The sequence below is a fragment of the Streptomyces sp. NPDC091682 genome, from assembly GCF_044756625.1.
GTDB lineage: Bacteria > Actinomycetota > Actinomycetes > Streptomycetales > Streptomycetaceae > Streptomyces.
The window spans coordinates 72,501-99,411 of the sequence record NZ_JBIVTH010000022.1 but is presented as its reverse complement, the minus strand read 5'-3'; the positions used below and the strand labels follow the sequence as shown (position 1 = coordinate 99,411).

The window sequence follows — 26,911 nt, the reverse complement described above, 5'->3', positions numbered from 1 at the left end:
ATGCAGACCAAGCTGGACGAAGCAAAGGCCGAGCTGCTTGCACGGGCGGCCCGGGTAGCTGAGCACAGCCCGGCCGGGGGGCTACTTCCGACTGGGTCCGAGCGGGGAGAGCGTCCGGACCAGGACACCGTTCTCTCCTACCTCCAGCGCTACTACCTGCACACGGCGCCCGAGGACCTCGCGGACCGCGACCCGGTCGACGTGTTCGGAGCCGCGCTCTCGCACTACCGGCTCGCCGAGAACCGGCCGCAGGGCACCGCGAACGTGCGCGTGCACACGCCCACCGTGGAGGAGAACGGCTGGACCTCCAGCCACTCCGTGGTCGAGGTCGTCACCGACGACATGCCCTTCCTCGTGGACTCCGTGACGAACGAGCTGTCCCGCCAGGGCCGCGGCATCCACGTCGTGATCCACCCGCAGGTCGTCGTCCGCCGCGACGTGACCGGCAAACTGATCGAGATCCTCGGTCCCGACTGCGACGCCCACGGCCCCGCCACCGCGCGTCCCCACGACTCCCTCGTCGAGTCCTGGATCCACGTCGAGATCGACCGCGAGACCGACCGCGCCGACCTCAAGCAGATCAACGCCGACCTGCTGCGCGTCCTGTCCGACGTACGGGAGTCCGTCGAGGACTGGGAGAAGATGCGCGAGGCCGCGCTGCGCATCGCCGAGGGCCTGCCCGAGGAGCCCACCGCCCCGGACCTGCGCGAGTACGAGCTCGAAGAGGCCCGTGAGCTGCTGCGCTGGCTCGCCGACGACCACTTCACCTTCCTCGGCTACCGCGAGTACAACCTCGTCGACGGCGACTCCCTGTCCGCCGTGCCCGGCACCGGCCTCGGCATCCTGCGCTCCGACCCGCACCACAGCGGCAAGGAGGACGGCCACCCGGTCTCGCCGTCCTTCAACCGGCTGCCCGCCGACGCCCGCGCCAAGGCCCGCGAGCACCGCCTGCTGGTGCTGACCAAGGCCAACAGCCGCTCCACCGTGCACCGCCCCTCGTACCTCGACTACGTGGGCGTCAAGAAGTTCGACGCCGACGGCAACGTCGTCGGTGAGCGCCGCTTCCTCGGCCTGTTCTCCTCCGCCGCGTACACCGAGTCCGTGCGCCGCGTCCCGGTCATCCGCCGCAAGGTCGCCGAGGTCCTCGCCGGCGCCGGCTTCTCGCCGAGCAGCCACGACGGCCGCGACCTGACGCAGATCCTGGAGACCTACCCGCGCGACGAGCTGTTCCAGACCCCGGTCGACCAGCTCCAGGCCATCGTCACCTCCGTCCTGTACCTCCAGGAACGCCGCCGGCTGCGGCTGTACCTGCGCCAGGACGAGTACGGCCGCTACTACTCGGCGCTCGTCTACCTGCCCCGCGACCGGTTCACCACCGGGGTGCGGCTGCGCCTGATGGACATCCTGCGCGAGGAGCTCGGCGGCATCAGCGTCGACTTCACCGCGTGGAACACCGAGTCGATCCTCTCCCGCATCCACTTCGTCGTCCGCGTCCCGCAGGGCACCGAGCTGCCCGCGCTGACCGACTCCGACGTCGAGCGCATCGAGGGCCGGCTCGTCGAGGCCGCCCGCTCCTGGGCCGACGGCTTCCAGGAAGCGCTGATCGCCGAGTGCGGCGAGGAGCGCGCCGCCGAGCTGCTGCGCCGCTACGGCACCTCCTTCGCCGAGGGCTACAAGGCCGACCACTCGCCGCGCGCGGCCGTCGCCGACCTGGTCCACCTGGAGCGGCTCGCCGCCAGCGACCGCCAGTTCGCGCTCTCGCTGTACGAGCCCGTCGGCGCGGGCCCCGGCGAACGCCGGTTCAAGATCTTCCGTACCGGTGACCAGGTCTCGCTCTCCGCGGTCCTGCCGGTGCTCCAGCGCCTGGGCGTCGAGGTCACCGACGAGCGCCCGTACGAGCTGCGCCGCGCCGACCGGGTCAGCGCCTGGATCTACGACTTCGGTCTGCGGATGCCCGTCTCCGGCAACGGGGACAACTACCTCGGCGACGACGCCCGCGAGCGCTTCCAGGACGCCTTCGCCGCGGTCTGGCAGGGCGACGCGGAGAACGACAACTTCAACGCCCTGGTACTGAGCGCCGGGCTCACCTGGCGACAGGCCGTCGTCCTGCGCGCGTACGCCAAGTACCTGCGCCAGGCCGGTTCCACCTTCAGCCAGGACTACATGGAGGACACCCTCCGCAACAACGTCCACACCACCCGGCTGCTGGTCTCGCTCTTCGAGGCCCGGATGGCGCCCGTGCGCCAGACCGCCGGCAGCGAGCTCGTGGACGCCATGCTGGAGGAGCTCGACGGGGCCCTGGACCAGGTCGCCTCGCTCGACGAGGACCGCATCCTGCGGGCCTTCCTCACCCTCATCAAGGCCACGCTGCGCACGAACTTCTTCCAGCTCAACGGCGTGGGTGAGCAGCACTCGTACGTGTCGATGAAGTTCGACCCGCAGGCCATCCCGGACCTGCCGGCCCCGCGCCCGGCCTTCGAGATCTGGGTGTACTCCCCGCGCGTCGAGGGCGTCCACCTGCGCTTCGGCAAGGTCGCCCGAGGCGGCCTGCGCTGGTCCGACCGTCGCGAGGACTTCCGTACGGAGATCCTCGGCCTGGTCAAGGCGCAGATGGTCAAGAACACCGTGATCGTGCCGGTCGGCGCCAAGGGCGGCTTCGTCGCGAAGAACCTCCCCGACCCGTCGGTGGACCGCGACGCCTGGCTCGCCGAGGGCATCGCCTCGTACAAGATCTTCATCTCGGCGCTGCTCGACATCACCGACAACATGGTCGCCGGCGAGGTCCTGCCCCCGAAGGGCGTGGTCCGCCACGACGAGGACGACACCTACCTCGTCGTCGCCGCCGACAAGGGCACCGCGACCTTCTCCGACATCGCCAACGGCGTGGCGGAGTCCTACGGCTTCTGGCTCGGCGACGCCTTCGCGTCGGGCGGCTCGGCCGGCTACGACCACAAGGGCATGGGCATCACGGCACGCGGCGCATGGGAGTCCGTCAAGCGGCACTTCCGCGAACTGGGCCACGACACCCAGACCGAGGACTTCACCGTCGTCGGCGTCGGTGACATGTCCGGCGACGTGTTCGGCAACGGCATGCTGCTCTCCGAGCACATCCGCCTGGTCGCCGCCTTCGACCACCGGCACATCTTCATCGACCCGAACCCGGACTCGGCGACCTCGTACGCAGAGCGCCGTCGCCTGTTCGAGCTGCCGCGCTCCTCGTGGGCCGACTACGACACCTCGCTGATCTCGGCGGGCGGTGGCGTCCACCCGCGTACCGCGAAGGCCGTCCCGATCACCGCGCAGGTCCGCGAGGCCCTCGGCATCGAGGCGGGCATCACCAAGATGACCCCGGCCGACCTGATGAAGGCGATCCTGCAGTCCCCCGTGGACCTGCTGTGGAACGGCGGCATCGGCACGTACGTCAAGTCCACCGCCGAGACGCACGCGGACGTCGGCGACAAGGCCAACGACGCCATCCGCGTCAACGGCTCCGATGTGCGGGCCAAGGTCATCGGCGAGGGCGGCAACCTGGGTCTGACCCAGCTCGGCCGGATCGAGTTCGCCCGTACCGGTGCGGGCGGCGAGGGCGGCAAGGTCAACACCGACGCCATCGACAACAGCGCGGGCGTGGACACCTCCGACCATGAGGTGAACATCAAGATCCTGCTCAACGCGGTCGTCACCGACGGCGACATGACGGTCAAGCAGCGCAACAAGCTGCTCGCCCAGATGACCGACGAGGTCGGCCACCTGGTGCTGCGCAACAACTACGCGCAGAACGTCGCGCTCGCCAACGGCGCGGCCCAGGCCCCGAGCCTGCTCCACGCCCAGCAGCGCTACATGCGGCGGCTGGAGCGCGACGGTCTGCTGGACCGGGCGCTGGAGTTCCTGCCCACCGACCGGCAGATCCGCGAGCTGCTGGGCGGCGGCAAGGGCCTGACCCAGCCGGAGCTGGCCGTCCTGTTCGCCTACACCAAGATCACTGTGGCGGACGAGCTCATCACCACCGAGCTGCCGGACGACCCGTACCTGCGCCGTCTGCTCTTCGCGTACTTCCCGGCCGCCCTGGCCGAGCGGCTCACCGAGCAGATCGACGCGCACGCGCTGCGCCGGGAGATCATCACCACCCTCCTGGTCAACGACACCGTCAACACGGGTGGTTCGACCTTCCTGCACCGGCTGCGCGAGGAGAGCGGGGCCTCCACGGAGGAGATCGTGCGCGCGCAGCTCGCGGCCCGCGAGATCTTCGGCCTGGCCGACGTGTGGGACGCGGTGGAGGCGCTCGACAACAAGGTCGCCGCCGACGTCCAGACCCGGGTGCGGCTGCACTCGCGGCGCCTGGTCGAGCGCGGTACCCGCTGGCTGCTGAACAACCGGCCGCAGCCGCTCCAGATCACCGAGACCATCGCCTTCTTCCAGGAGCGCGTGGGCCAGGTCTGGGCCGAGCTGCCGAAGCTGGTGCGCGGTGCCGACCTGGACTGGTACCAGTCGATCCTGGACGAGCTGACGGGCGAGGGCGTCCCGGAGGAACTGGCCGCCAAGGTGGCCGGCTTCTCCTCCGCCTTCCCGGCGCTGGACATCGTCGCGATCGCGGACCGCACGGGCGTGGACCCGCTGGAGGTCGCCGAGGTGTACTACGACCTCGCCGACCGCCTGGCCATCACCCAGCTGATGGACCGGATCATCGAGCTGCCGCGGTCCGACCGCTGGCAGTCGATGGCCCGCGCCTCCATCCGCGAGGACCTGTTCGCGGCGCACGCGGCGCTGACCGCGGACGTGCTGTCGGTGGGCAACGGCAGTTCGACTCCCGAGGAGCGCTTCCAGGCGTGGGAGGAGAAGAACACGGCCATCATCGGGCGGGCGCGGACGACCCTGGACGAGATCCAGGGGTCGGACGACTTCGACCTGGCGAACCTGTCGGTGGCGATGCGGACGATGCGGTCGCTGCTGCGCGTGCACAGCTGATCGGTCGGCTTCGCCGAACGGGCCGGGCCCGGGACCAAGCGGTCCCGGGCCCGGCCCGTTGTAGCTCCCGGTGTGCGGCGCCGTTGCGGGGGCGCTGCCCCCGGACCCCCGCGCCTCAAACGCCGGCGGGGCTGAAATGAGGCGCGGGTCTGGGCGGAGCCCAGGAAAGGGTCAGCGGCCCGAGGTGAAGGCGTCGTAGGCGTCGCAGACTTCCTTCGAGGGGCCGTCCATGCGGAGCACACCGGCCTCCAGCCAGATCGCGCGGTCGCAGGTTTCACGGACCGTGTTGATGCTGTGGCTGACGAGGAAGACGGTGCCGGCCTGTTCGCGGAGTTCCTCGATGCGCGCCTGGCTGCGGCGCTGGAAGGCGGCGTCGCCGGTGGCCAGGGCCTCGTCGATCATCAGGACGTCGTGGTCCTTGGCGGCGGCGATGGAGAACCGCAGGCGGGCGCCCATGCCGGAGGAGTACGTCCGCATGGGCAGGGAGATGAAGTCGTCCTTCTCGTTGATGCCGGAGAAGTCGACGATGCCCTGGTAGCGCTCGCGGATCTGCTGCCTGGACATGCCCATCGCGAGGCCGCCGAGGACGACGTTGCGCTCGCCGGTCAGGTCGTTCATCAGGGCGGCGTTCACGCCGAGGAGGGACGGCTGGCCGTGCGAGTAGATCCGGCCGCGGGCCACCGGCTGGAGGCCGGCGATGGCGGCCAGCAGGGTGGACTTGCCCGAGCCGTTGGAGCCGATGAGGCCGATGGCCTCGCCCTTGTACGCGGTGAAGGTGACGCCCTTGACGGCGTGCACCTCCTTGATGCCGGGCGGTGCCTTGCGGGAGAAGACCCGACTGAGCGCCGCGGTGGCTCCGCCCTTGCGGGCGCCGGCGCCGTGCACCTTGTAGATGACGTGGACCCCGTCGGCGATGACGGTCGGTACCCGGGTGTCGGTCTGCGTCGCGGTGTCAGCCACGTCCGTACTCCTCTTCTGCCTTCCAGAACCAGATGAATCCGCCGATGCCGGCGAGCAGGGCCCAGCCGATGGCCAGCAACCACGCGTGGGGCGGGAGCGAGTGCGCCTGGAAGCTGTCGATCAGCGCGAAGCGCATCAGGTCGATGTAGACGGCCGCGGGGTTGACCTTGAGCAGCGTCAGCACCCAGTGGTGCGGCAGGTGGTCCGAGGCGAGCATCTGGTCGATGGACCACATGACGCCCGAGGAGTACATCCAGGTGCGCAGGACGAAGGGCATCAGCTGGCTGACGTCCGGGCTCTTGCTGCCGATGCGCGCCATGACCATCGCGCAGCCGGCGGCGAAGACGGCCATCAGCAGCAGGGCCGGGACGGCCAGGAACCAGGACCAGGCGGGCCGCTGGCCGAACGCCAGCAGCAGGATGACGAGGGCGCCCATGGTGACGAGCAGCTGCTGGAAGAGCTGGACGACGGTGGAGATGGGCAGGCTGGCGCGCGGGAAGTGCAGGGCTCGGACCAGGCCGCGGTTGCTGTGGACGGCGCGGGTGCCGGCGTTGATGGAGCTGCCGATGAAGTCCCAGACGAAGATGCCGGTGATCAGGAAGGGGACGTAGTCCGGCACGCCGTGGCTGGCCTTCATCACGATGCCGAAGATGAAGTAGTAGACGGCCGCGTTGAGGAGCGGGGTCACCAGGTGCCAGAGCTGGCCGAGCTTGGCGGTGCTGTACGTGGCCTGCATGCGGGCGGTCGCGTACGCGGTCACGAAGTGGCGGCGGTCCCAGAGTTCCGCGATGTAGCGGGGGAGCGTGGGGCGGGCGCCGCTGAGGGTGAGGCCGTGGGCGGCGGCGAGGCGCGCGAGTTCCGCGGAGGGCGCGGGCTCGGTCGTGGATGCGGTCGCGGTGGTCACAGGGTTCGCTTTCGACGGGGTCAGTACGTCACTGCCAAGGTCGGGACGGGTCCGTATCGTCGCTACGGCGAGGTTAGGGCGCGGAGCGTCGGAACGCAACCGTATCGTCGTGACGGAGCGCGGTTATGCTCTCTGCATGACCCCGGACCCCTCCGCCACTTCTGCACCCGCCCCCGCCCCCGCCCGTAGGGCCCCCGCCGGGGCCGCCGTCCTGCGCGCGGACGTGACCGAGGCGATCCGCGACGCGGTGGTGGAGGAACTGGCCGCGGTCGGCTTCTCGAAGATGTCCATCGAGGGCATCGCCCGGCGGGCGGGGGTCGGCAAGACCGCGGTCTACCGGCGCTGGAAGTCGAAGCTGCACCTGGTGCTGGACCTGGTGGGGGCCTTCGCGGTGGACGGCCTGCCGGTGCCCGCGACCGGCTCGCTGTACGGGGACGTACGGGCCCTGCTGGAGGTCATGTCACACGTGCTGCGGCACCCGGTGGCCTCCGCGGTGATCCCCGACCTGCTCGTGGAGGCGGCGCGGAACCCGGAGATCGCGGACGCGGTGCGCGGCGCGCTGCTCGACGGGCAGCGTCGGATGGCGGCGGGGATCGTCTCGGACGCGGTCGCCCGCGGCGAGCTCCCGGCGGGCATCGACCCGGCCCACGCCCTCGACCTGCTGATCGGCCCGCTTTACTGGCGCCAGGTGGTGGTCCGGGACGCCGTGACGGGCGGCCACCTCGACGTCCTGGCCCACCAGGTGGTGGCGGGCCTGAAGGCGAGCTCCGAGGCTGGCGACTAGCTAGCACCGGCCACGGCCGGACGGCAGCCAGGGCCGGCGCCGGGGTCACTTGATCGCTCCGGCCATCACCCCCGAGACGAACTGCCGCTGGAAGGCGAAGAAGACGACGAGCGGGACCGCCATCGACAGGAACGCGCCGGGCGCCAGCACGTCGATGTTGTTCCCGAACTGCCGTACCTGCTGCTGCAGCGCGACCGTGACCGGCGGGCTGGCCGAGTCCGCGAACACCAGCGCCACCAGCATGTCGTTCCACACCCACAGGAACTGGAAGATGCCGAGCGAGGCGATCGCAGGACCGCCGAGCGGCAGCACCACCCGTGCGAACAGCCGCAGTTCACCCGCCCCGTCGAGACGGGCCGCCTCCAACAGCTCGCGCGGGATCTCCGCGAAGAAGTTGCGCAGCAGGAACACGGCGAAGGGCAGTCCGAAGGCGGTGTGGAAGAGGACCACGCCCGCCGTGGTCTCGAACAGCCCGATGGAGCCGAAGAGTTCGGAGACCGGGATCAGCGCCACCTGCACGGGGACCACCAGCAGTCCGACGACGAGGAGGAACAGCCAGTCCCGGCCGGGGAAGTCCAGCCAGGCGAAGGCGTATCCGGCGAACGCGCCCAGGACCAGGACCAGCAGGGTGGCCGGCACGGCGATCGCGAACGTGTTCAGGAGCGAGCCGGTGATGGTGTCGTTCGCCAGCAACCGCTCGTAGTTGTCGGCCGTCAGCCGCGAGGGCGCCGTGAACACCTGCCACCAGCCGCCGCCGTTGAGGTCGGTGGGGGAGACGAACGAGGAGAGCAGCAGCCCGAGCGTGGGCAGCAGCCAGAAGAGCGCCGCCACGACCAGGAAGACGCGCAGCGCGCCTGAGGCGAGCTTGGCGGAGACGAGGGCGGCGTACGAGGGCCCGGCGGCCGCCGAACCCGCTGCCGCCGGGTCCACCGCCGCCGGGTCCACCGCCGTCGGGTCCGGCGTTGCGTCGGAACGGCTCATCGGGACCCCTCCTTGCGCAGCCGACGGATGTTCACGAGCATCACCGGGATCACCAGCACCAGCAGCAGCACGGCGATGGCGCTGCCCAGCCCCGGATCGGCGTCCGTACCGAAGGAAGTCCGGTACAGCTGGAGCGCGAGCACGTTCGCGTCGTCCTGGACCGCGCCCGGCGCGATCACGAAGACCAGGTCGAAGATCTTCATGACGTTGATGACGAGGGTGACGAGCACGACCACCAGGACCGGCGCCAGCAGCGGGGCGGTGATCCGCCGGAACACCTGCCACTCGTTCGCCCCGTCCACGCGCGCCGCCTCCAGCAGCTCACGCGGTACGGCGGCCAGCCCGGCCCCGATCAGCACCATCGCGAAACCGGCCCACATCCATACGTACGCCCCGATGACCGCCGGCGTGACGAGCGCCGGGCCGAGCCACTGCACCCCCGCGTACGCCTCCCGGAAGTTGGCCGCGGGCAGCCGCAGCAGGGCCCCGTCGGCCTTCGCGGACAGGGTGAAGGCGCCGTCTGCACCGGCCGTCGCCGCATCGACCACCCGGCCGTCCTTGACCGCCTCGATCCGCATTCCGGCGTAACCCTGCTCGGTCGGGTCGACCACGTTCGTCGCCCCGCCCCCGCCCCGGGTGAAGTCCTGCCAGACGGTGCCGGTGACCTTCCCCGGCACGGCCGCGGGCCGGCCCGCGGTACGGGTCCCCTCCGGCAGCGCCTCCGGGGCCACGCCGACCAGCGGGAGCAGCACCGGGGTACCCGCGCGGACGGGGTCGCGGGTGACGAAGGCACCGCCTCCGGCGTCCGCGAGCGGCGAGTCGCGGCCCGGGCGGGCCTTGGGGAAGGCCGAGGACTCCGCGAAGGTGTCGTGGACCCCGACCCAGACCGCGTTGGCGACCCCGCGGTCGGGATCGTGGTCGTAGACGAGCCGGAAGATGATGCCCGCGGCCAACATCGAGATCGCCATCGGCATGAACACCAGCAGCTTGAACGCCGTTCCCCAGCGCACCCGTTCGGTGAGGACCGCGAAGACCAGACCGAGGGCGGTGGCCGTGGCCGGGGCGAACACCACCCACAGCGCCGTGTTCTTCAGGGCGGTGCGGATGGTGTCGTCGCTCAGGATCTCGCGGTAGTTGTCACCGCCGACGAAGGTGTCGCCGGAACGGTCGAAGAGACTGCGGTAGAGGGAGTAGCCGATCGGGTGCACGACGAGCGCACCGAGCAGCACGAGGGCCGGGAGGAGGAACGCCGCCGCGATCAGCCGGCGGCGCCGCGCCTCCGCGGAGACGACGCCCTTGGACTCGGCGCCCTTGGACTCGACGCGCTCGGATGCGACGCCCTTGGCGGCAGGGGCCGGCACGGGATCAGTTCCCGTAGGCCTTGGCCGCGTCCGCCTCCAGTTTCGCCTGGGTGCCCGCCACGTCCGACGGGTTGGCCAGGAAGTCCTGGAGCGCCTTCCACTCGCCCGCGCCCGGGGTCCCGCCGAAGGCCGCCGGGGCCTGGTCCGACATGTCGAAGCGGAAGTCGTCGCCCGCGGCGATCAGCGCCTTGGCGATGTCCCGCTGGATGGCGTTCGGATAGGCGCCCGGGTCCACCGCCTTGTTCGGGGAGACGAAGCCGCCCTGCCGGGCGTGGATCTCCGCCGCGTCCGGCGAGGCCAGGAAGGTCAGCAGCGCCTGCGCCCCCTTCGACGGCTTCAAGGCGACCGCCACGTCGCCCCCCGAGACCACCGGAGCCTTCCCGCCGACCGCCGGGAAGGGGAAGACGAGGGCGTCCTCGCCCACCTTCGCCTGCGTCTGCGCGATGTTCACCGCCACGAAGTCGCCCTCGAAGACCATCGCGGCCGCCGGCCGGTCGCCGCCGGTGAAGGTCTGCGTCACCGACTTCGGGAACTCGGTGGACAGCGCCCCGCTCGGCCCGCCCGCCAGGAAGTCCTTGCGGCCGAACAGCTCGCCGAGCGTGGTCAACGCCTGCTTGACGCTGTCGTCCGTCCACTTGATCTGGTGCTTGGCCAACTGGTCGTACTTCTCCGGCCCGGCCTGGGAGAGGTAGATGTTCTCGAACCAGTCGGTGAGGGTCCAGCCGTCCGCACCCGCCACCGAGACGGCCGGGGTGCCGGAGGCGGACAGCGTGTCGGCCGCGGTGATCAGGTCCTTCCAGGTCTTCGGAGGTTTGACCCCCGCCGCCTCGAAGGCCTTCGCGTTGTACCAGATCAGCGACTTGTTCGCGGCCTTGTAGTACACGCCGTACTGGGTGTCCCCGACGGCGCCGAGCGTCCGCCAGCCCTTGGAGTAGTTCGCATCGAGCTGGGCGGCGGCCTCCGGGCCGAGCGGCTGCGCCCACTTGTTCTCCACGGCCGCCTTCAGCGCCCCGACCTGCGGGAGCAGCGCCACGTCCGGCGGCGCACCACCCGCGATCTTCGCGCCGAGGAAGGTGACGATCGGGTCCTGGGCCGGGACGAAGGTGACGGAGGCACCCGTCCGCTTCTCGAACTCCTTCAGGACCTTGGTGAAGTTCTCCTGCTCCGGGCCCGTCCAGACCGCGGCGACCTCCAGCTTCTCGCCGGGCAGCTTCGGTAACTGCACCCGGGGTGCGGCCGTGCTGCCCTCGGGCCCCTGCGGTTCCTCCGTCCCGCCGTCCCCGCACGCGCCGAGCGTGAGGGCGGCCGCCGCGGCGAGCGCCGTCCAGGTGAGTGTCGTACGGCTCGTTCCGTGCCTGCGCATGGTTCGCCCCCGATGCCCGTGATGTGTCCTGGACCACAAGGTCTACGCCGAGCAGTGCGCCCCCGCAATACCGCCTCGCGGGGGCGCGGCCGCCCGTCAGGGCGCGGGCGGGAACAGCACGGGTATCGCCGAGACCAGGTGCGAGGCCCGCTCCAGGGCGCTGGCCAGCAGTGCGAGGTCGGTGGGCCCGTTGCCCAGCTCACGCACCGGGCGGCGGGCCGGCGGATCGCCCATCCGCTCCCACTCCACCGGGACGACGGTCGGCCGCTGGGTCGCCGTCCGGGGGATCCGGCCGGTGACCCGTCCCGCCTGGAAGGGGACCGTCCGGCCGTCACCGAAACGGAGCAGGCCGCGCCCCGGACCCGGCTGGTCGGGGGCGTCGAGCTCCACGCGCAGGGTGACCAGGCGGGCCGGTCCGGTGTCCGCCGTACGATCCGGGCGGGCGCTGGCGGCCACCAGGTGCACACCGAGCCGGGCGCCCTCGCGGGCCACCGCTTCCAGGGCCCGGACCACCGAGCCCGCGGCGGGGCGGCCCGCACTGCCCAGACCCGGCGCGACCAGCGCGTCGAGGTCGTCCACGAGCACCACCAGGCGGGGCAGCGGGCTGGGCCCGGGCGGATCGGTACGGGTGGTCGCGGCCCTCAGCCGCAGCGTGCCGGTCCGCTGGGGGTCGAGGTCGCCGCGGTGCTCGCCCGGGCTGGGCCGGCGCGGCGCGACCATGCGGTCGGACACTTCGCGCTGTGCGTGCCACTCGGCGAAGGACAGGTCCTCCAGCAGCTCGGAGCGGCGCTTGAGCTCCGCGCCCAGCGCCTGCGCGAACTCCCGCATGCGCAGCGGATCGGAGGCGACCAGGTGGGCGCAGACGTGCGGGAGTTCGGTGCAGGGCAGCAGCCCGTCGCCGCGCTCGCCGCCGGCCCCGTCGAGGAGGAGCAGCCCCAGCCGGTCGGGCCGGGCGGCCGCGGACAGCGACGCGGCCACCGAGCGCAGCAGCTCGGTCCGCCCGCTCCCGGCGGGCCCCTCGACGAGCAGGTGCGGGCCGTCGTGGACGAGTTCGGTGCCGACGGGCCCGCGGCGGCCGCTGCCCAGCACGATCTCGGCGAGGCCGCCCACGCCCTGCCCCTGGTCGGTGGCGGCGGCCCAACATGCCATCAGGGAGGCCGGGGTGGCCCGGGCCAGCCCCAGCTCGTCCAGCAGCCGCGCGGTGGCCGGCAGGGCGGCCGCGGCCGGCCGGTAGGGCTCGGCGGAGCCGCCCTCGGCGGTGCGCAGCGGGGCCAGGGCCCGGGCGAAGCGCTCGGCCCAGGCGGCGGAGACGGCGTCGGCGGTGGCGGTGCCCCCCGACGGGACCGGCCTGCCGCCGCTGATCGTGAAGGTGCGTACGGCCGTGGCCACGTCGCCGCTGAGCAGGGCGACCGCGCCGCAGTCCCGGAAGGCGGGGGAGCTCGTGCAGGCGGCCTCGTACGTCTCTTCGACCGGCGAAGCGGCGGTGGCGGCCGGGGCCTCGGCGAGCACGAGGACGTGGATCCCGGCGGCCGGGCCGTGCGAGGCGAGCCGACCGGTGATGTCGCGCAGCGGGCCGGCTCCGGGATCGCCGTCGAGGACGACGAGCGTGTACGGGCCCTCGTAGATGGCGGCGGCCCGCCGGATCTGTCCGGCATCGGCGGCGGTCCAGTGCACGCCGAGCGGACCCTCGTCGAGGCGCCGGGTCAGCTCACCCGTGCGGGCGACGGCCTGGTCGCGGTCGTACGCCAGCAGGAGCCTGCAGTCTTGGCCGTGTGCCGGCCGTACGTGGGGCAGCCAGCCGAGCCAGCCCCAGTCGCGCCGCCGGTCGGCGAGGCCGCGCGCCCGGTCGGCGGAGACGAGCACGATCTCCAGCTGCCCCGGCGCGTGCAGCGCCGCGAGCTGCGCGACGACCCAGCGGGCGGCCCCGGCCAGCCGGTTCCGCGGGCCGGCCAGCCCGAGGGCGCCGACGGCGGGCAGGGACACCCGGCTCCCGGCGCCGAGCCCCACCTCCAGTACGGCGGGATGTCCGGGCGTACGGGACCACAGGCGCTCGGTGGGGCCCATCGCGGCCAGCAGCACCGCGGCGGGATCGTCGGGGTCGGGCGCGGCGGCCACCGGTTCCGGCGGGGCCTCGGCGGGTTCCTCGCCGCGCACCCACTTGCGGGCCCAAGCGCCTATGCCCTTGCGTCGCCCGGTCCCGGTCCCGGAGCCAGGGCCCGGCGCCGCGCCCTGCGGCCCGGCTTCGCGGGATGCGCCGGGGGCGTTGGGGGCGTCGGGGACTTCGGGCGCCTCCGGATCGGGCCCGGGTACGGCCGGATCCGCCCCGGGGAGCGGGCCGGGGAGCGGGCCGGGGAGCGGGAGGGCGGCGACGGGCCGGGTGGCGACCGACAGGTGGCCCTGGAGGTCCGGGGTCACCGACAGCGCGGGAGCGCCCGCGGGGGCCAGCCGCAGGGTGGACTCGCCGACCCGCAGCAGCGCCCCCGGGGGCAGGGCGACGGGCTGCGCCCCCACCGGGGAGCCGTCCAGCGCGGTGCCGTTCGTCGAGTTCAGGTCGGCCACCGCGACCCGCCCGTCGGGGATCACCGTGACCGCGCAGTGCAATCGGGAGACGTCGGGGTCGTCGAGGGGGACGTCGGCATCGGCGGAGCGGCCCACCCGGATCTGCCCGCTGTGCAGCAGGTGCACCCCGCCCGCGTCGGGTCCGGCGACGACGTGCAGCTGGGCCGCGCCGAGGCCGTCCTCCGGGAGGACGTCCGGTACGGGCCCGTGCAACGCCAGTACCGCGCCGTCCACCAGCGGCGGCTCGCCGAGCACCCGCCGCTGGAGGTCGAGGCGCTCGGAGCCGGCGTACAGCACGACCGTGCCCCCGGTGTCGGGCCCGCCGACGGTCGCCGCGAGCCCGGAGGCGACCGCGGCCAGCGCGGTGCCGACGGGGGCGGTGACGAGTACGTCACAGCTCGCGGGGGCGGTCGCGGTCTGGTGGCCGCTGCGCGACCCAAGGACGGTCAGCCGGATCTGCATCGCCGTCAGCGGTCCCTTCTGCGCGGTGCGCGGTGTGTGCGCCCGGCGGGGAAATCCCGTGACATGACCGTCCGGTCGCCCCCCACCCGGCACGGACGCGTCGTCCGGTCAGGTCTGCCCGGAAGGCGGGGCTCCCGTCCCGTGCCGTCCGTACGTGTGCATCCTCGCACCTGTCACGGACAACACGCCCGGCGCCCGGCAATAAATGATCTTGATGTGTTGGGACCCGGGTCGGACCCCGATCAGATCCGGCCACCAAGGCGGTGGAAGACGGGGAAAATCGCCTCCGGCATACCCCGCGAACATCACCCTCCGCACATATGTGCGGCAACCAACCTCCGGGGACCGGCGTCTTCCCGGGGGACACCCCCTAGAGTGGGCCGGAAAACCAATCAGCGGATCGACCACATCCGACGACAGCAGGGGAGCGCGAGACGTGCGGCCAGTCGGCAGCAAGTACCTGCTCGAGGAGCCGCTCGGGCGCGGCGCCACGGGCACTGTCTGGCGTGCCCGCCAGAGGGAGGCCGCCGGCGCGGAGGCGGCCGTCGCGGGACAGCCCGGCGAGACCGTGGCCATCAAGGTCCTCAAGGAGGAGCTGGCCCAGGACCCCGACATCGTCATGCGCTTCCTGCGGGAGCGCTCGGTCCTGCTGCGCCTGACCCACCCCAACATCGTGCGCACCCGCGACCTCGTCGTCGAGGGCGATCTGCTGGCCCTGGTCATGGACCTGATCGACGGCCCGGACCTGCACCGGTACCTGCGGGAGAACGGCCCCTTCACGCCCGTCGCTGCGAGCCTGCTGACCGCCCAGATCGCCGACGCCCTCGCCGCCAGTCACGCCGACGGAGTGGTCCACCGGGATCTGAAACCGGCCAACGTGCTGCTCGACGAGCGCGGCGGGCAGATGAAGCCGATGCTCACCGACTTCGGTATCGCCCGCCTCGCCGACTCCCCGGGCCTGACCCGCACCCACGAGTTCGTCGGCACCCCGGCCTACGTCGCGCCCGAGTCCGCCGAGGGCCGCCCGCAGACCTCCGCCGTCGACATCTACGGCGCCGGCATCCTGCTGTACGAGCTGCTCACCGGGCGCCCGCCGTTCGCCGGTGGCACCGCGCTCGAAGTGCTCCACCGCCACCTCAGCGAGGACCCGCAGCGGCCCTCGACCGTGCCCGAGCCGCTGTGGACGGTCATCGAGCGCTGCCTGCGCAAGGAGCCGAACGAGCGCCCCAGTGCCGAGAGCCTGGCCCGCGGGCTGCGCGTGGTGGCCTCCGGCATCGGCGTGCACTCCTCGGCCGCCGAGGTGGAGGCCGCGCTCGGCGTGGGCGCGCTGCTCGCGCCCGACCCCTCGCCGGCCCCGGTCCCCGAGACCCCCGACGCGGGCGCGTACGACCCGAACGCCATGACGAGCGTCATGCCGCCGGTCGGCGCGGCCGACGCCACCTCGGTGCTGCCCATGGGGTCCGCCCGGCCCGGAGGGCCGGGGGAGGCGGCGGGCCCCGGGGCCGACCCGACCTCGGTGATGCCCCCGGTGCAGCAGCCCGATTCGCCGCACCCGTGGCAGTCGCAGATGCAGGCCGTCCGCGACCGCAACGAGCAGACCCAGATCCAGTACCTCGACCCGAACGAGGACCCGCTGCGCCGTCGCCCGCAGCGGCAGGCGCCCCCGCCGCCGCAGCACCGGCCCCAGCAGCCGCAGCAGCCCCAGCAGCCGCCGCAGTACCGGCAGGGCCCGCCGCCCCCACAGCAGCAGTACCAGCAGCCCCAACAGCCGCAGTACCGCCCGCCGCAGCAGCCGCCCCAGCAGCAGTACGCGCCGCCCCCGCCGCCGCAGCACTACCAGCCGCAGCAGCACCAGCCCCAGCCGTACCAGCAGCAGCCTCAGCCGCAGCAGCCCCAGTACCGCCAGCCGCCGCCGCAGCAGCAGCCCCCGCAGCCCCCGCCGCAGCAGCGGCCGGCTCCCCGGGAGCCCCGCGAGCCGCGCCGCCGCAGCGCCAACCCGGTGCGGATCCCCGGCCTCGGCTGCCTCAAGGGCTGCCTGGTGTTGATCCTGGTGTTCTTCGTCGCCGGCTGGCTGGTCTGGGAACTGACCCCGCTTCAGGAGTGGATCGGTACCGGCCGGGGCTGGTGGGACCAGGTCTGGACCTGGGGCGGCAACGCCGTGGACTGGGTCAGCACGATCGGGGACTCCGCGGGTTCCTCGGGCTCCACCAAGCCCTGAAACGAACCCCCGTAGCTCCGACTTCGTGGATTTGTCGACTTCTGGGACATGATTTCGCTCGCAGAAGTGAAGGTCGCCGCGAATCCGGACCCCTGCTGGCTTCTCATGCCCACCCGGCCGCGTAGCTTTGGTGCGTACGCCAGCCGCTGAGGGAGCAGTCGTGGCACGGAAGATCGGCAGCCGGTACACCGCGCACCAGATCCTGGGGCGCGGCAGCGCGGGCACGGTGTGGCTGGGCGAGGGGCCTGACGGGCCCGTCGCCGTCAAACTGCTGCGCGAAGACCTCGCGTCCGACCAGGAACTCGTCGGACGGTTCGTCCAGGAGCGCAGCGCGCTGCTCGGCCTGGAGCATCCGCACGTCGTGTCCGTCCGCGACCTCGTCGTGGACGGCAACGACCTCGCCCTCGTCATGGACCTCGTCCGCGGCACGGACCTGCGCACGCGCCTGGACCGGGAACGGCGGCTGGCCCCCGAGGCGGCCGTGGCCATCGTCGCGGACGTCGCCGACGCGCTGGCGGCGGCGCACGCGGCGGGCGTCGTCCACCGGGACGTCAAGCCGGAGAACGTCCTGCTGGACATGCAGGGCCGGCTCGGCCCCGGCGGCTCGCACCCGGCGCTGCTGACCGACTTCGGCGTGGCCAAGCTGATCGACTCCCCGCGGCGGGCCTCCACGGGCCGCGCCTCGGCCCCGACGACCCGGATCATCGGCACCCCGGACTACCTGGCGCCGGAGATCGTCGAGGGCTTGCCCCCGCGTGCCGCGGTGGACATCTACGCCCTGGCCACGGTCCTGTACGAGCTGCTGGCCGGATTCACCCCCTTCGGCGGGGGCCACCCGGGCGCGGTCCTGCGGCGGCACGTGACGGAGACGGTGGTCCCGCTGCCGGGGATCCCCGACGAGCTGTGGCAGCTCATGGTGCAGTGCCTGGCCAAGGCCCCGGCCTCGCGGCTGCGGGCCTCGGAGCTGTCGGTCCGGCTGCGGGACCTGCTGCCGATGCTGGCCGGCATGCCGCCACTGGACGTGGACGAGCCGGACGACGCGGATCCGGACCCCGAGCCCTCGGAGGAACCGGCGGCCGACCCGGTCCGGCGGCGGGGCGTGGTCCCGCTGGTGCCGGGCTCGGCGACCGACTCCAACCGGGACACCCACACCTCGATGCGGGTGCCGGGGCCCGACGAGCTGGCGGGCGGGGCGCTGGGCACCGCCCGCGTTCCGCGCCCGGCGGGCGGTCACCGCCCCGGCTCCGCCCGCCACCGCGCGGAGGCGGCCCGCAAGCGCCGCCTGATCCTCTCGGTATCGGCCCTGGCCCTGGCCTCGGCGATCGGTCTGGGCACGTGGCTGGCCGTCTCGGGCGACGAGGCCCCGCCCCCGCAGGACAGCAAGCAGTCGGTCCCCGCGAAGCGGTAGCCGCCGGGTGCGGCGCCGTGGTCGGGGGCACCGCCCCCGAACCCCCGCGCCTCAAACGCCGGCGAGGCCGAAATGTTCAGCCTCGCCGGCGTTTGAGGTGCAGGCCCGGGCGGAGCCCAGGGGCTACACCGCGGCCAGTTCCGGGTGCCAGCGCCGCGCCACCGCCGGGTGGGCGCGGACCCAGCCCTTCAGCTCGTTGCGGCCGTACTGGGCGTGCAGCGGGTTCGACTCGTCGTGCGCGACACCGGGCGCGGAACGCAGGTAGTCGCCCGGGACGGTCTCGATCACCGCGTCCAGACGCGGGTTGTAGAAGAACGGCACCGAGTACCGCTCCACCGCGCCGGGCGGGCTGACCACCCGGTGGTCCGTCGCCGTCAGATAGCCCTCGGTCGCGATCTCCAGCAGCTCGCCCAGGTTGACCACGAAGGCGCCCGGCATCGGCGGAACGTCCACGTAGCCGCCGTCCCGGACCACCTGGAGGCCGCCCACCGAGTCCTGCAGCAGGAGCGTCAGGAAGCCGTAGTCCTTGTGCGCGCCGACCCCCTGGTCGGCGCCGGAGGGGGCCGATCCCGGGTAGCGGATCAGCTTGGTGTGCAGGTGCGGGCGGTCCGCGAAGGCCTCGTCGAAGAAGTCCGCCGGGGCGCCGATCGCCACGAGAAGCTCCTGGAGCAGGCGGTGGGCGACCGCCGCGAGCCGGGTCTGCCAGTCCAGGACCACCGTACGGAGCTCGGGGAGGGCGGCGGGCCACTGGTTCGGGCCCTCCAGCCACAGGAACGCCGGGTCGTCCGGCCCCACGACGGGCGCCGGGCGCTCCGCGCCGACGTCCAGCTGGTCCCGCCAGTCGGAGGCGCCGCCGGTCAGCTCGTGGCCGATTCGGGTGTAGCCCCGGAAGTGGGGGGAGTTCAGATTGCTGACGGCGAGCCGGTCGGCTTCCGGGAGGGCGAAGAAGGCCCTGGTCACTTCCAGGATGCGGGCGCTCTCGGCGGCGGTAACGCCGTGCCCGGTCAGGTGCAGGAAACCGGTGTCCCGGGCGGCTGCGTGCAGCTTCTTCAGGAAATCGGCCCGCTGGGCCGGGTCGTCGGCCTGGGAGAGGTCCAGGACGGGGAGAGAGTGCGCGGACGGCATGACGGCTCCGTTTCGGATGTCACGGGGTCCTGTTCCCCAGAGGTGGTGGGGGCCGCGGGCGGGGGGCGGGTCTCCGACAGGGATGGTGCCGGGACCACGGGGGCCGCGTACAGGACCAAGTCGGATCGTGGTGGATCAGGCTTGGGTTCGGTCCGGCGGCGGACAGCTCGTCGTCGTGACACGCATGTGGTCGACATGGCGGCGCTTGACGAGGAGAACGGTCATAGAGAGAGGGTACGCCCGTACGATCCATCACCAGAACGGGTGATTCGGCCTGCCCGGACTGCGTTGTCCGGGGACCGGCTACGCTGGACCCGTGGCAGTCGTCGATGTTTCCGAAGAGCTGAAGTCCCTCTCCTCGACCATGGGGTCGATCGAGGCCGTCCTGGACCTCGACAAGCTGAGGGCAGATATCGCCGTGCTCGAGGAGCAGGCCGCTGCGCCGTCCCTGTGGGACGACCCGGAGGCCGCCCAGAAGATCACGAGCAAGCTTTCGCACCTCCAGGCGGAGGTCCGCAAGACCGAGACGCTGCGGGGGCGCATCGACGACCTCGGGGTGCTCTTCGACCTCGCCCAGGAGATGGACGACGCGGACACCCTGGCCGAGGCCGAGACCGAGCTGGTCTCCGTCCGCAAGGCGCTGGACGAGATGGAGGTCCGGACCCTGCTCTCCGGCGAGTACGCCGAGCGCGAGGCCCTGGTCAACATCCGTGCCGAGGCCGGTGGCGTCGACGCCTCCGACTTCGCCGAGCGCCTCCAGCGCATGTACCTGCGCTGGGCCGAGCGGCACGGCTACTCGACCGAGATCTACGAGACCTCGTACGCGGAAGAGGCCGGCATCAAGTCGACCACCTTCGTCGTCAAGGCCCCGTACGCCTACGGAACGCTCTCCGTCGAGCAGGGCACCCACCGCCTCGTGCGCATCTCGCCCTTCGACAACCAGGGCCGCCGCCAGACCTCCTTCGCGGGCGTCGAGGTGCTCCCGGTCGTGGAGACCAGCGACCACGTCGAGATCGACGAGGCCGAACTGCGCGTCGACGTGTACCGCGCCTCCGGCCCCGGCGGCCAGGGCGTCAACACCACCGACTCGGCGGTCCGCATCACGCACATCCCGACCGGCATCGTGGTCTCCTGCCAGAACGAGCGCTCGCAGATCCAGAACAAGGCGAGCGCCATGAACGTCCTCCAGGCCAAGCTGCTGGAGCGGCGCCGCCAGGAGGAGAAGGACAAGATGGACGCCCTCAAGGACGGCGGCAGCTCCTGGGGCAACCAGATGCGCTCCTACGTCCTGCACCCGTACCAGATGGTCAAGGACCTGCGGACGGAGTTCGAGGTCGGCAACCCGCAGGCGGTGCTCGACGGCGAGATCGACGGCTTCCTGGAGGCCGGGATCCGCTGGCGCAAGCAGCAGGAGCAGACCGCGTAACCCTCGGAGGGCGGGCGTACGGAGCGTACGCGCAGACGTTCAGCGGAAGGGCCCGGACACCAGGTGTCCGGGCCCTTCTCGCGCGTGCGATCGGAACGTGGCGCGGGCCGACCGCGGGCACCACGGTCGGGCGGTCTAGGCGGTGTGCTGGGCCACCAGGACCAGGGCCGTCACGAGGACCACCATGAGCGCGATGAGCGTCACGGGGTTAAGGCCGGAGAAGGGGCCCTCCTGCTGGAGGCGCTCCCGGTTCGCCCGGCACACAGGGCAGCGGCCCTGGCTGACGGGTGCGGCGCAGTTCGCGCACACGAGCCGGTCATATGTCATGCGCTCCTCCTCTCGTCCCCTCGGTCTTCTGTCGCCTATAACGGCGCGGGGAACCGGAGCGTTCCCCCTACCACTGTGCCAGCTTCGCCGACATTCGGCGCGGCCCGTCCGGGCAATCACGTTCCCGAGCGACCGCACGCCGGGATAAATCGGGCAAGTCCGGAGGCCGGGTCCACACCTCGCGCCCGTTCGCGTATGGTCACGCACACCTACTCCCGGCGACCGTGGTGCACCCGTGATCCGATTCGACAGTGTCTCCAAGTCCTACCCGAAGCAGAGCCGTCCCGCACTCAGGGAAGTCTCCCTCGACATCGCGAAGGGCGAGTTCGTCTTCCTGGTCGGCTCCTCCGGCTCCGGCAAGTCCACCTTCCTGCGACTCATCCTGCGCGAGGAGCGGGCGAGCCACGGCCAGGTGCACGTCCTGGGCAAGGACCTCGCCAAGCTCTCCAACTGGAAGGTTCCGCAGATGCGGCGCCAGCTGGGGACCGTCTTCCAGGACTTCCGCCTGCTCCCCAACAAGACGGTGGCCGAGAACGTGGCCTTCGCCCAGGAGGTCATCGGCAAGCCGCGGGGCGAGATCCGCAAGGCCGTCCCGCAGGTCCTCGAACTCGTCGGCCTCGGCGGCAAGGAGGACCGCATGCCCGGCGAGCTCTCCGGTGGTGAGCAGCAGCGCGTGGCCATCGCCCGCGCCTTCGTCAACCGCCCCGCCCTGCTGATCGCGGACGAGCCCACCGGCAACCTCGACCCGCAGACCTCGGTCGGGATCATGAAGCTGCTGGACCGGATCAACCGGACCGGCACCACCGTGATCATGGCCACCCACGACCAGCAGATCGTCGACCAGATGCGCAAGCGCGTCATCGAACTCGAACAGGGCCGACTCGTGCGCGACCAGTCGCGCGGCGTCTACGGCTACCAGCACTGAAAGGTCCCTGAGACGCAATGCGCGCCCAGTTCGTCATGTCGGAGATCGGCGTCGGTCTCCGTCGCAATCTCACCATGACCTTCGCGGTCATCATCTCGGTGGGCCTCTCCCTGGCCCTGTTTGGCGGCTCCATGCTCATGAGCGAGCAGGTGAGCAAGATGAAGGGCTACTGGTACGACAAGGCCAACGTCTCGATCTACCTCTGCAACAAGCAGGACGCCGTGGAGGCGAGCGAGGCCGCCGCCAAGAAGGCCGACGGGACGCCGGTGGCCTCCACGGGCGTCACCACCTGCGCCAAGGGCGCGGTGACCGAGGAGCAGAAGAAGCAGATCGAGTCCGAGCTCAAGAACATGTCCCTGGTGAAGTCCGTCGCCTACGAGTCGGCGGACGAGGCGTACAAGCACTACCAGGAGCGGTTCGGGCACACGGCGCTCGCCTCCTCCATCACCCCGGACCAGATGCAGGAGTCCTTCCGGGTCAAGCTGAAGGACCCGGAGAAGTACAAGGTCGTCACCTCCGCCTTCGTCGGCCGCGACGGCATCCACACCGTCGACGACCAGCGGCAGGCCATCGACGACCTCTTCCGGATCCTCAACTACCTCAACGTCGCGGCGCTCGCCATCATGCTGATCATGCTGATCGTGGCGCTGTTGCTGATCGTCAACACCGTGCGCGTTTCCGCCTTCAGCCGACGGCGTGAGACGGGGATCATGCGTTTGGTGGGCGCCTCCAGCTTCTACATCCAGGTCCCCTTCATCATGGAGGCGGCCGTCGCCGGCCTCATCGGTGCGCTCTTCGCCTGCGGCATGCTCGTCTCCGGCCAGTACTTCGTGATCGACCACGGCGTCGGGCTGCGGGACAAGATCGAGATCATCGACTTCATGGGTTGGGGATCGGTGCTGGCCAAGCTCCCGTACGTACTCTTCATCGGCCTCCTGATGCCCTCCATGGCCGCCTTCATCGCCCTGCGCAAGTACCTGAAGGTGTGACAAGCGCCCCGTGAGCGGTACGGCCAACCATCCGTACCGGAGCGGGCCTTGTCCTAGACTCGGCGCCATGCTGGGTCTGCCCGCTCGCTGTCTCCGGCCCCGCGACCTGCGTCGCGGGGCCGTCTTGACGTTGGCCTTCCTCGCTGCCGTCGCCACCGGTGCCTTAACCGGATGCTGGGATCACGAGGAGGGCGCCGAGGCCGCCGCGGCCATGGCCGGCGCCCCCGCGGCCGAGCCCCCGCGCGAGGCGGGCACCGCCGACCGGGAGGCCGTCGCCCGTGCCGTCGCCGAGGCCGTCGCCGAGGGGAAGTCGGGGAAGAAGGCGGCCCAGGAGGTCGTCAGCCGCAGCGGCGACCGTTGGGGCGCCGTCTACGACCAGAGCGAGTACGCCGCCTTCGCCGAGGGCCTCGACGGCCGCTGGACCGGCGTCGGGGTGTGGGCCGGCCGGGCCGCCGACGGCATGATCAAGGTCGACAGGGTCCAGCCCGGCAGCCCCGCAGCCCGGGCCGGAGTGCGCGCGGGGGACCGGCTGATGAGCGTCGACGGGCACGCCGTGACGGGCCTCGCCGTCACCGACGTGGTCGCCCTGTTGCGAGGCGACGCCGGCACCCCCGTCGTGCTGAACCTGAGCCGGGACGGCGCCGACCTCACCGAGACCGTGCGCCGCGAGCAGCTGCGCACCGAGCCGGTGACCGTACGGCAGCGCCCGGACGGGGTCACGGTCATCAAGGTCGCCTCCTTCACCCGCGGTTCCGGCGATCGCGTCAAGGCCGCCGTCCGCGCGGCCCCGCCCGACCGGGGGATCCTGCTCGACCTGCGCGGCAACCCGGGCGGGCTGGTCACCGAGGCGGTCACCGCCGCTTCGGCCTTCCTCGACGGCGGGCTCGTGGCCACGTACGACGTCCGGGGCGAGCAGCGGGTCCTGTACGCGGCCGAGGGCGGTGACACCACCCGACCGTTGGTGGCCCTGGTCGACGGCGGCACGATGAGCGCGGCCGAACTGGTGACGGGCGCCCTGCAGGACCGGGGCCGGGCGGTGGCCGTGGGCAGCCGGACCTTCGGCAAGGGCTCGGTGCAGATGCCGACCGAGCTCCCGGACGGCTCGGTGGCCGAGCTGACGGTGGGCACGTACCGCACGCCGGCGGGCCGCAGCCTGGAAGGCGCCGGCATCGCCCCGGACGTGCCGGCGGGCGAGGCGGTCGAGGAGCGGGCCGTCACGGTATTGGGTGGCCTCGGGGTGGGTCCGTAGTGCGAAAATGACCGCACTATGGCTAAGGAAAAAGGGCGCAAGCTGATCGCCCAGAACAAGAAGGCGCGTCACGACTACGCGATCATCGACACCTACGAGTGCGGTCTCGTGCTCACGGGCACCGAGGTCAAGTCCATGCGTCAGGGCCGGGCCTCGCTGGTCGACGGCTTCGTGTCGGTGGAGGGCGGGGAAGCCTGGCTCTACAACGTGCACGTGCCGGAGTACAGCCAGGGCACCTGGACCAACCACAGCGCCCGGCGCAAGCGCAAGCTCCTCATGCACCGCGAGGAGATCGACAAGCTCGAGCGCAAGGCCGACGAGTCGGGTCACACGATCGTGCCCCTGTCGCTGTACTTCAAGGACGGCCGGGCGAAGATCGAGATCGCGCTGGCGAAGGGCAAGAAGGAGTACGACAAGCGGCAGACGCTGCGGGAGAAGCAGGACACCCGCGAGACGAACCGGGCGATCTCGGCCATCCGTCGCAAGCAGCGCGGCACGGTTTAATCACCTGGCACGCGGTGGTCCACTTCGCGTACCATGGCGTCAGCACCACCCCCCGGGGTGGAGCAGCTTGTTAAAAAAACATGGGGATGATCGGTTTCGACAGCGGATGTCGATGCAGGGGAAGCGAGCCGAGGAAGCGGCAATGATCTCGCTAACCATATGTCGCAAAAAATAATCGCCAACTCCAAGAGCGATAACTCCCGCTTCACCCTCGCTGCCTAATAACAGTGAGCTGAAGCCTCTGTGAGGAGCGTCAGCCCGGAAGTGGTCCCGGTCCGGATCCTGGCGTCAATTAGGGATCTAAACCTCTAGCCCCGGTCGCGGGGGTTGGAGGGAAATCAAACAGTGACTGAGCCCGTCGGAGACTTGTCCGTGTGATCTCCGGGGCTGAGAAAAGCGCAGCGGACTGCGCTCGGAGAAGCCCTGCTTCTGCACCGTTGGACGCGGGTTCGATTCCCGCCATCTCCACTCATCCCATGTGGGCAAAGGCCTCGCAGCCTCTCGGTTGCGGGGCCTTCGTCATGCGTCAGTAGTGGTAGCGGGCCTTGAGGACCTTCACTTCCTTGTCGTCGGCCCGGTACACGAGGCGGTGCTCGTCGTCGATGCGGCGGGACCAGTAGCCCGTCAACTCGCCCTTCAGCGGCTCGGGCTTGCCGATGCCGGTGAAGGGGTCCCGCTGGATCTCGCCGATCAGGCGAGTGATCCGTCGGGCCATCTTCCGGTCCGACGAGAGCCAGAACAGGAAGTCCTCCCAGGCGGCGGGGTCGAAGTGGACGCTCCTCACTCCTCGCCCCCGGCCAACTCCCTCAGCTCGTCCAGCGTCCTGACGACCGTGGAGGCGCCCTCGCGGTCACGCGCGACGGCCTCCATCAATCGCTGGGCGTTGGCGGGGGAGCGCAGGAGGTACACGGTCTCCTGCCAGGAGTCGTAGTCGTCGGCGGACATGAGGACCGCGTCACCGCTCTTGGAGGTGATGCGCACCGGGGCGTGGTCGGTGTTCACGCGCTCGATCAGCGGGAACAGGGTCGCCCTGGCTTCGCTGGCGCTTATGGACATGGTGCGCTCCTCTCTCCGGGTCGTACTCGTACGAGTTTATGGTACGTCTCTGGTACTGAAAACCGGTACGACTTTCGTGGCCGCGAGCGCGAGGACGGCCGCCGCCGCCGGGAGGGCGTAGGCGGTCGCCGGGCCCAGACGGTCGACCAGGTTGCCCGCCGTGGCCGCGCCCAGGGAGATGCCCGCGAAGATGGCGGTGACCGCGAGGGTCATGCCCTCGTTGAGGCGGCCCTCCGGGATGAGCGCGTGGACCCGGGACATCGCCGTCACCATCGTCGGAGCCGTGGCCATGCCCGCCAGCAGCAGCGCGCAGGCCAGCGGGAACAACGAGCCCGTGCCCGCCGCGAGCCAGGGCAGGGCCATCGCGGCGGCCATGACGACCAAGCAGGTGCGCAGGCCGAGCGGGCGCATCGTGCCGTAGAGCAGGCCGGCCGCGCAGGAGCCCGCCGCCTGGAGGGCCAGCACCGGGCCGGAGGCGGCGCCCAGGCCCAGCGCGTCAAGGTGGGCGATCGAGGCGATCTCCATCGAGCCGAAGACCACCCCAGTGGCGAAGAAGAGCGGCAGCAGCGGACCGAGGGCGCGCAGCGGCGAGCCGTGACGCGTGGCCGCCTTCACCGGGGGTTGGGTGGCGCGGCAGGAGGTGAAGACCAGCATGCCGGTCAGCAGCAGGGCGGCCGCGGTGAGGGTGCCGGCCTCGGGGAGGACGACCGAGCAGAGGAAGGCCGCCAGCACCGGGCCGAGCATGAAGCAGAGCTCGTCGGCGGCCTGTTCGAAGGACATCGCCGTGTGGTGCGCGCCCGCGTCGCCGCGCAGCAGGTGCGTCCAGCGGGCGCGGGACATGCCGCCGATGTTGGGGGTGGTGGCGGTCGCGGCGTACGAGGCGAAGAGGGTCCAGGCGGGGGCGCCGGTACGGACGCACACGACCAGGGACAGCGAGCCGAGGACCGCGATCAGGGTGGCCGGGACGGCGATCTTGGCCTGGCCGTGCCGGTCGATCAGCCGGGCGGTCCACGGCCCGACCAGCGCGGTGGCGGCCAGTCCCGTCGCCGAGACCGCGCCGGCGAGGGCGTACGAGCCGCGCTGGCCGGCGATCATCATGACCGCGCTGATCCCGAACATGCCCATGGGGAGGCGGGCGAGGAGGTTCCCGGCGGTGAAACCGCGGGTGCCGGGCAGTGCGAACAGGCGCCGGTAGGGGGCCAGCGGGCCCGGCGTGCGCGGCGGGCGCGGGAGGACGCGGGCGGGGACCGGAGGGACGGGCGGGACGGGCGGAGCGGGCGGGGCGGCGAGGACGAGCGTGCTGCCGGTGACGGCCATGAGGGGCATGACCACCACCCTCGGCCCG

Annotated in this window: 20 protein-coding genes and 1 other RNA gene; 10 read left to right on the top strand and 11 right to left on the bottom strand. The window is 71.8% G+C overall.

What is annotated here, in order from left to right:
* A complete protein-coding gene (locus ACIQK6_RS35355; protein WP_402696628.1) occupies positions 1–4,965 on the top strand; it encodes an NAD-glutamate dehydrogenase in 4,965 nt (1,654 codons plus the stop codon).
* 171 nt (positions 4,966–5,136) lie between these two features.
* On the opposite strand, the gene ACIQK6_RS35350 is transcribed toward ACIQK6_RS35355, so the two are convergent.
* Positions 5,137–5,925: an ABC transporter ATP-binding protein gene (locus ACIQK6_RS35350; protein WP_329101472.1), complete on the bottom strand. Its 789-nt coding sequence runs from the start codon at positions 5,923–5,925 to the stop codon at positions 5,137–5,139.
* Positions 5,918–6,829, bottom strand: coding sequence for an ABC transporter permease (locus tag ACIQK6_RS35345; protein ID WP_329101474.1), 912 nt, complete (start codon positions 6,827–6,829; stop codon positions 5,918–5,920). The genes ACIQK6_RS35350 and ACIQK6_RS35345 overlap by 8 nt, the downstream gene beginning before the upstream one ends.
* Positions 6,830–6,965: 136 nt before the next feature.
* Here ACIQK6_RS35345 and ACIQK6_RS35340 point away from each other — a divergent pair, with 136 nt between their 5' ends.
* Positions 6,966–7,613 (top strand): TetR/AcrR family transcriptional regulator, encoded by a 648-nt coding sequence (locus ACIQK6_RS35340; RefSeq protein ID WP_329101476.1) that lies wholly within the window; start codon positions 6,966–6,968, stop codon positions 7,611–7,613.
* Positions 7,614–7,658: 45 nt separating this feature from the next.
* On the opposite strand, the gene ACIQK6_RS35335 is transcribed toward ACIQK6_RS35340, so the two are convergent.
* The 4 genes from ACIQK6_RS35335 to ACIQK6_RS35320 all read right to left on the bottom strand — a co-directional run bounded on the left by ACIQK6_RS35335 (position 7,659) and on the right by ACIQK6_RS35320 (position 14,339).
* A complete protein-coding gene (locus ACIQK6_RS35335) occupies positions 7,659–8,594 on the bottom strand; it encodes a carbohydrate ABC transporter permease (protein ID WP_329101477.1) in 936 nt (311 codons plus the stop codon).
* Positions 8,591–9,856, bottom strand: a complete 1,266-nt coding sequence (locus ACIQK6_RS35330) for a sugar ABC transporter permease (RefSeq protein WP_329107896.1) — start codon at positions 9,854–9,856, stop codon at positions 8,591–8,593. The genes ACIQK6_RS35335 and ACIQK6_RS35330 overlap by 4 nt, the downstream gene beginning before the upstream one ends.
* A gap of 103 nt (positions 9,857–9,959) precedes the next feature.
* Positions 9,960–11,318, bottom strand: coding sequence for an ABC transporter substrate-binding protein (locus ACIQK6_RS35325; protein WP_329101478.1), 1,359 nt, complete (start codon positions 11,316–11,318; stop codon positions 9,960–9,962).
* A gap of 96 nt (positions 11,319–11,414) precedes the next feature.
* Positions 11,415–14,339 carry an FtsK/SpoIIIE domain-containing protein gene (locus tag ACIQK6_RS35320; protein WP_402696624.1) on the bottom strand — a complete coding sequence of 975 codons (2,925 nt, stop codon included), beginning with the start codon at positions 14,337–14,339 and terminating at the stop codon, positions 11,415–11,417.
* 436 nt (positions 14,340–14,775) lie between these two features.
* Here ACIQK6_RS35320 and ACIQK6_RS35315 point away from each other — a divergent pair, with 436 nt between their 5' ends.
* Together ACIQK6_RS35315 and ACIQK6_RS35310 are read left to right on the top strand one after the other, a co-directional pair.
* Positions 14,776–16,557 carry a serine/threonine-protein kinase gene (locus ACIQK6_RS35315; protein ID WP_329101482.1) on the top strand — a complete coding sequence of 594 codons (1,782 nt, stop codon included), beginning with the start codon at positions 14,776–14,778 and terminating at the stop codon, positions 16,555–16,557.
* 160 nt (positions 16,558–16,717) lie between these two features.
* Complete coding sequence (locus tag ACIQK6_RS35310) at positions 16,718–17,965, top strand: serine/threonine-protein kinase (protein ID WP_329101484.1); 1,248 nt, start codon at positions 16,718–16,720, stop codon at positions 17,963–17,965.
* A gap of 123 nt (positions 17,966–18,088) precedes the next feature.
* On the opposite strand, the gene ACIQK6_RS35305 is transcribed toward ACIQK6_RS35310, so the two are convergent.
* Positions 18,089–19,090: a 2-oxoglutarate and iron-dependent oxygenase domain-containing protein gene (locus ACIQK6_RS35305; protein WP_329101486.1), complete on the bottom strand. Its 1,002-nt coding sequence runs from the start codon at positions 19,088–19,090 to the stop codon at positions 18,089–18,091.
* A 316-nt stretch (positions 19,091–19,406) separates the two neighbouring features.
* Here ACIQK6_RS35305 and prfB point away from each other — a divergent pair, with 316 nt between their 5' ends.
* On the top strand, positions 19,407–20,516 hold the full coding sequence (gene prfB, locus ACIQK6_RS35300) for a peptide chain release factor 2 (RefSeq protein WP_266595922.1): 1,110 nt from the start codon (positions 19,407–19,409) through the stop codon (positions 20,514–20,516).
* A 135-nt stretch (positions 20,517–20,651) separates the two neighbouring features.
* Here prfB and ACIQK6_RS35295 read toward each other — a convergent pair whose 3' ends face one another.
* Positions 20,652–20,843, bottom strand: a complete 192-nt coding sequence (locus ACIQK6_RS35295) for a hypothetical protein (protein ID WP_030724207.1) — start codon at positions 20,841–20,843, stop codon at positions 20,652–20,654.
* A gap of 235 nt (positions 20,844–21,078) precedes the next feature.
* Between ACIQK6_RS35295 and ftsE the strand changes: the two genes are divergently transcribed.
* The 5 genes from ftsE (at position 21,079) to ssrA (ending at position 24,981) form a co-directional block, all read left to right on the top strand.
* Positions 21,079–21,768, top strand: a complete 690-nt coding sequence (ftsE, locus tag ACIQK6_RS35290; protein ID WP_030771648.1) for a cell division ATP-binding protein FtsE — start codon at positions 21,079–21,081, stop codon at positions 21,766–21,768.
* Positions 21,769–21,785: 17 nt separating this feature from the next.
* On the top strand, positions 21,786–22,757 hold the full coding sequence (gene ftsX / locus ACIQK6_RS35285; RefSeq protein ID WP_329101489.1) for a permease-like cell division protein FtsX: 972 nt from the start codon (positions 21,786–21,788) through the stop codon (positions 22,755–22,757).
* Between the two features lie 67 nt (positions 22,758–22,824).
* On the top strand, positions 22,825–24,006 hold the full coding sequence (locus ACIQK6_RS35280) for a S41 family peptidase (protein ID WP_329101491.1): 1,182 nt from the start codon (positions 22,825–22,827) through the stop codon (positions 24,004–24,006).
* Positions 24,007–24,024: 18 nt separating this feature from the next.
* Positions 24,025–24,510 carry an SsrA-binding protein SmpB gene (smpB, locus tag ACIQK6_RS35275; RefSeq protein WP_329101493.1) on the top strand — a complete coding sequence of 162 codons (486 nt, stop codon included), beginning with the start codon at positions 24,025–24,027 and terminating at the stop codon, positions 24,508–24,510.
* A gap of 82 nt (positions 24,511–24,592) precedes the next feature.
* Positions 24,593–24,981: a transfer-messenger RNA gene (gene ssrA, locus ACIQK6_RS35270) on the top strand.
* Positions 24,982–25,036: 55 nt separating this feature from the next.
* On the opposite strand, the gene ACIQK6_RS35265 is transcribed toward ssrA, so the two are convergent.
* From ACIQK6_RS35265 to ACIQK6_RS35255, 3 genes are read right to left on the bottom strand one after another with little or no spacing between them, the layout of a single operon-like run.
* Positions 25,037–25,294 carry a Txe/YoeB family addiction module toxin gene (locus ACIQK6_RS35265; protein WP_081523370.1) on the bottom strand — a complete coding sequence of 86 codons (258 nt, stop codon included), beginning with the start codon at positions 25,292–25,294 and terminating at the stop codon, positions 25,037–25,039.
* Positions 25,291–25,566, bottom strand: coding sequence for a type II toxin-antitoxin system Phd/YefM family antitoxin (locus ACIQK6_RS35260; RefSeq protein WP_030010371.1), 276 nt, complete (start codon positions 25,564–25,566; stop codon positions 25,291–25,293). The genes ACIQK6_RS35265 and ACIQK6_RS35260 overlap by 4 nt, the downstream gene beginning before the upstream one ends.
* 36 nt (positions 25,567–25,602) lie before the next feature.
* A complete protein-coding gene (locus ACIQK6_RS35255) occupies positions 25,603–26,883 on the bottom strand; it encodes an MFS transporter (RefSeq protein ID WP_402696642.1) in 1,281 nt (426 codons plus the stop codon).
* Positions 26,884–26,911: the final 28 nt, after the last annotated feature.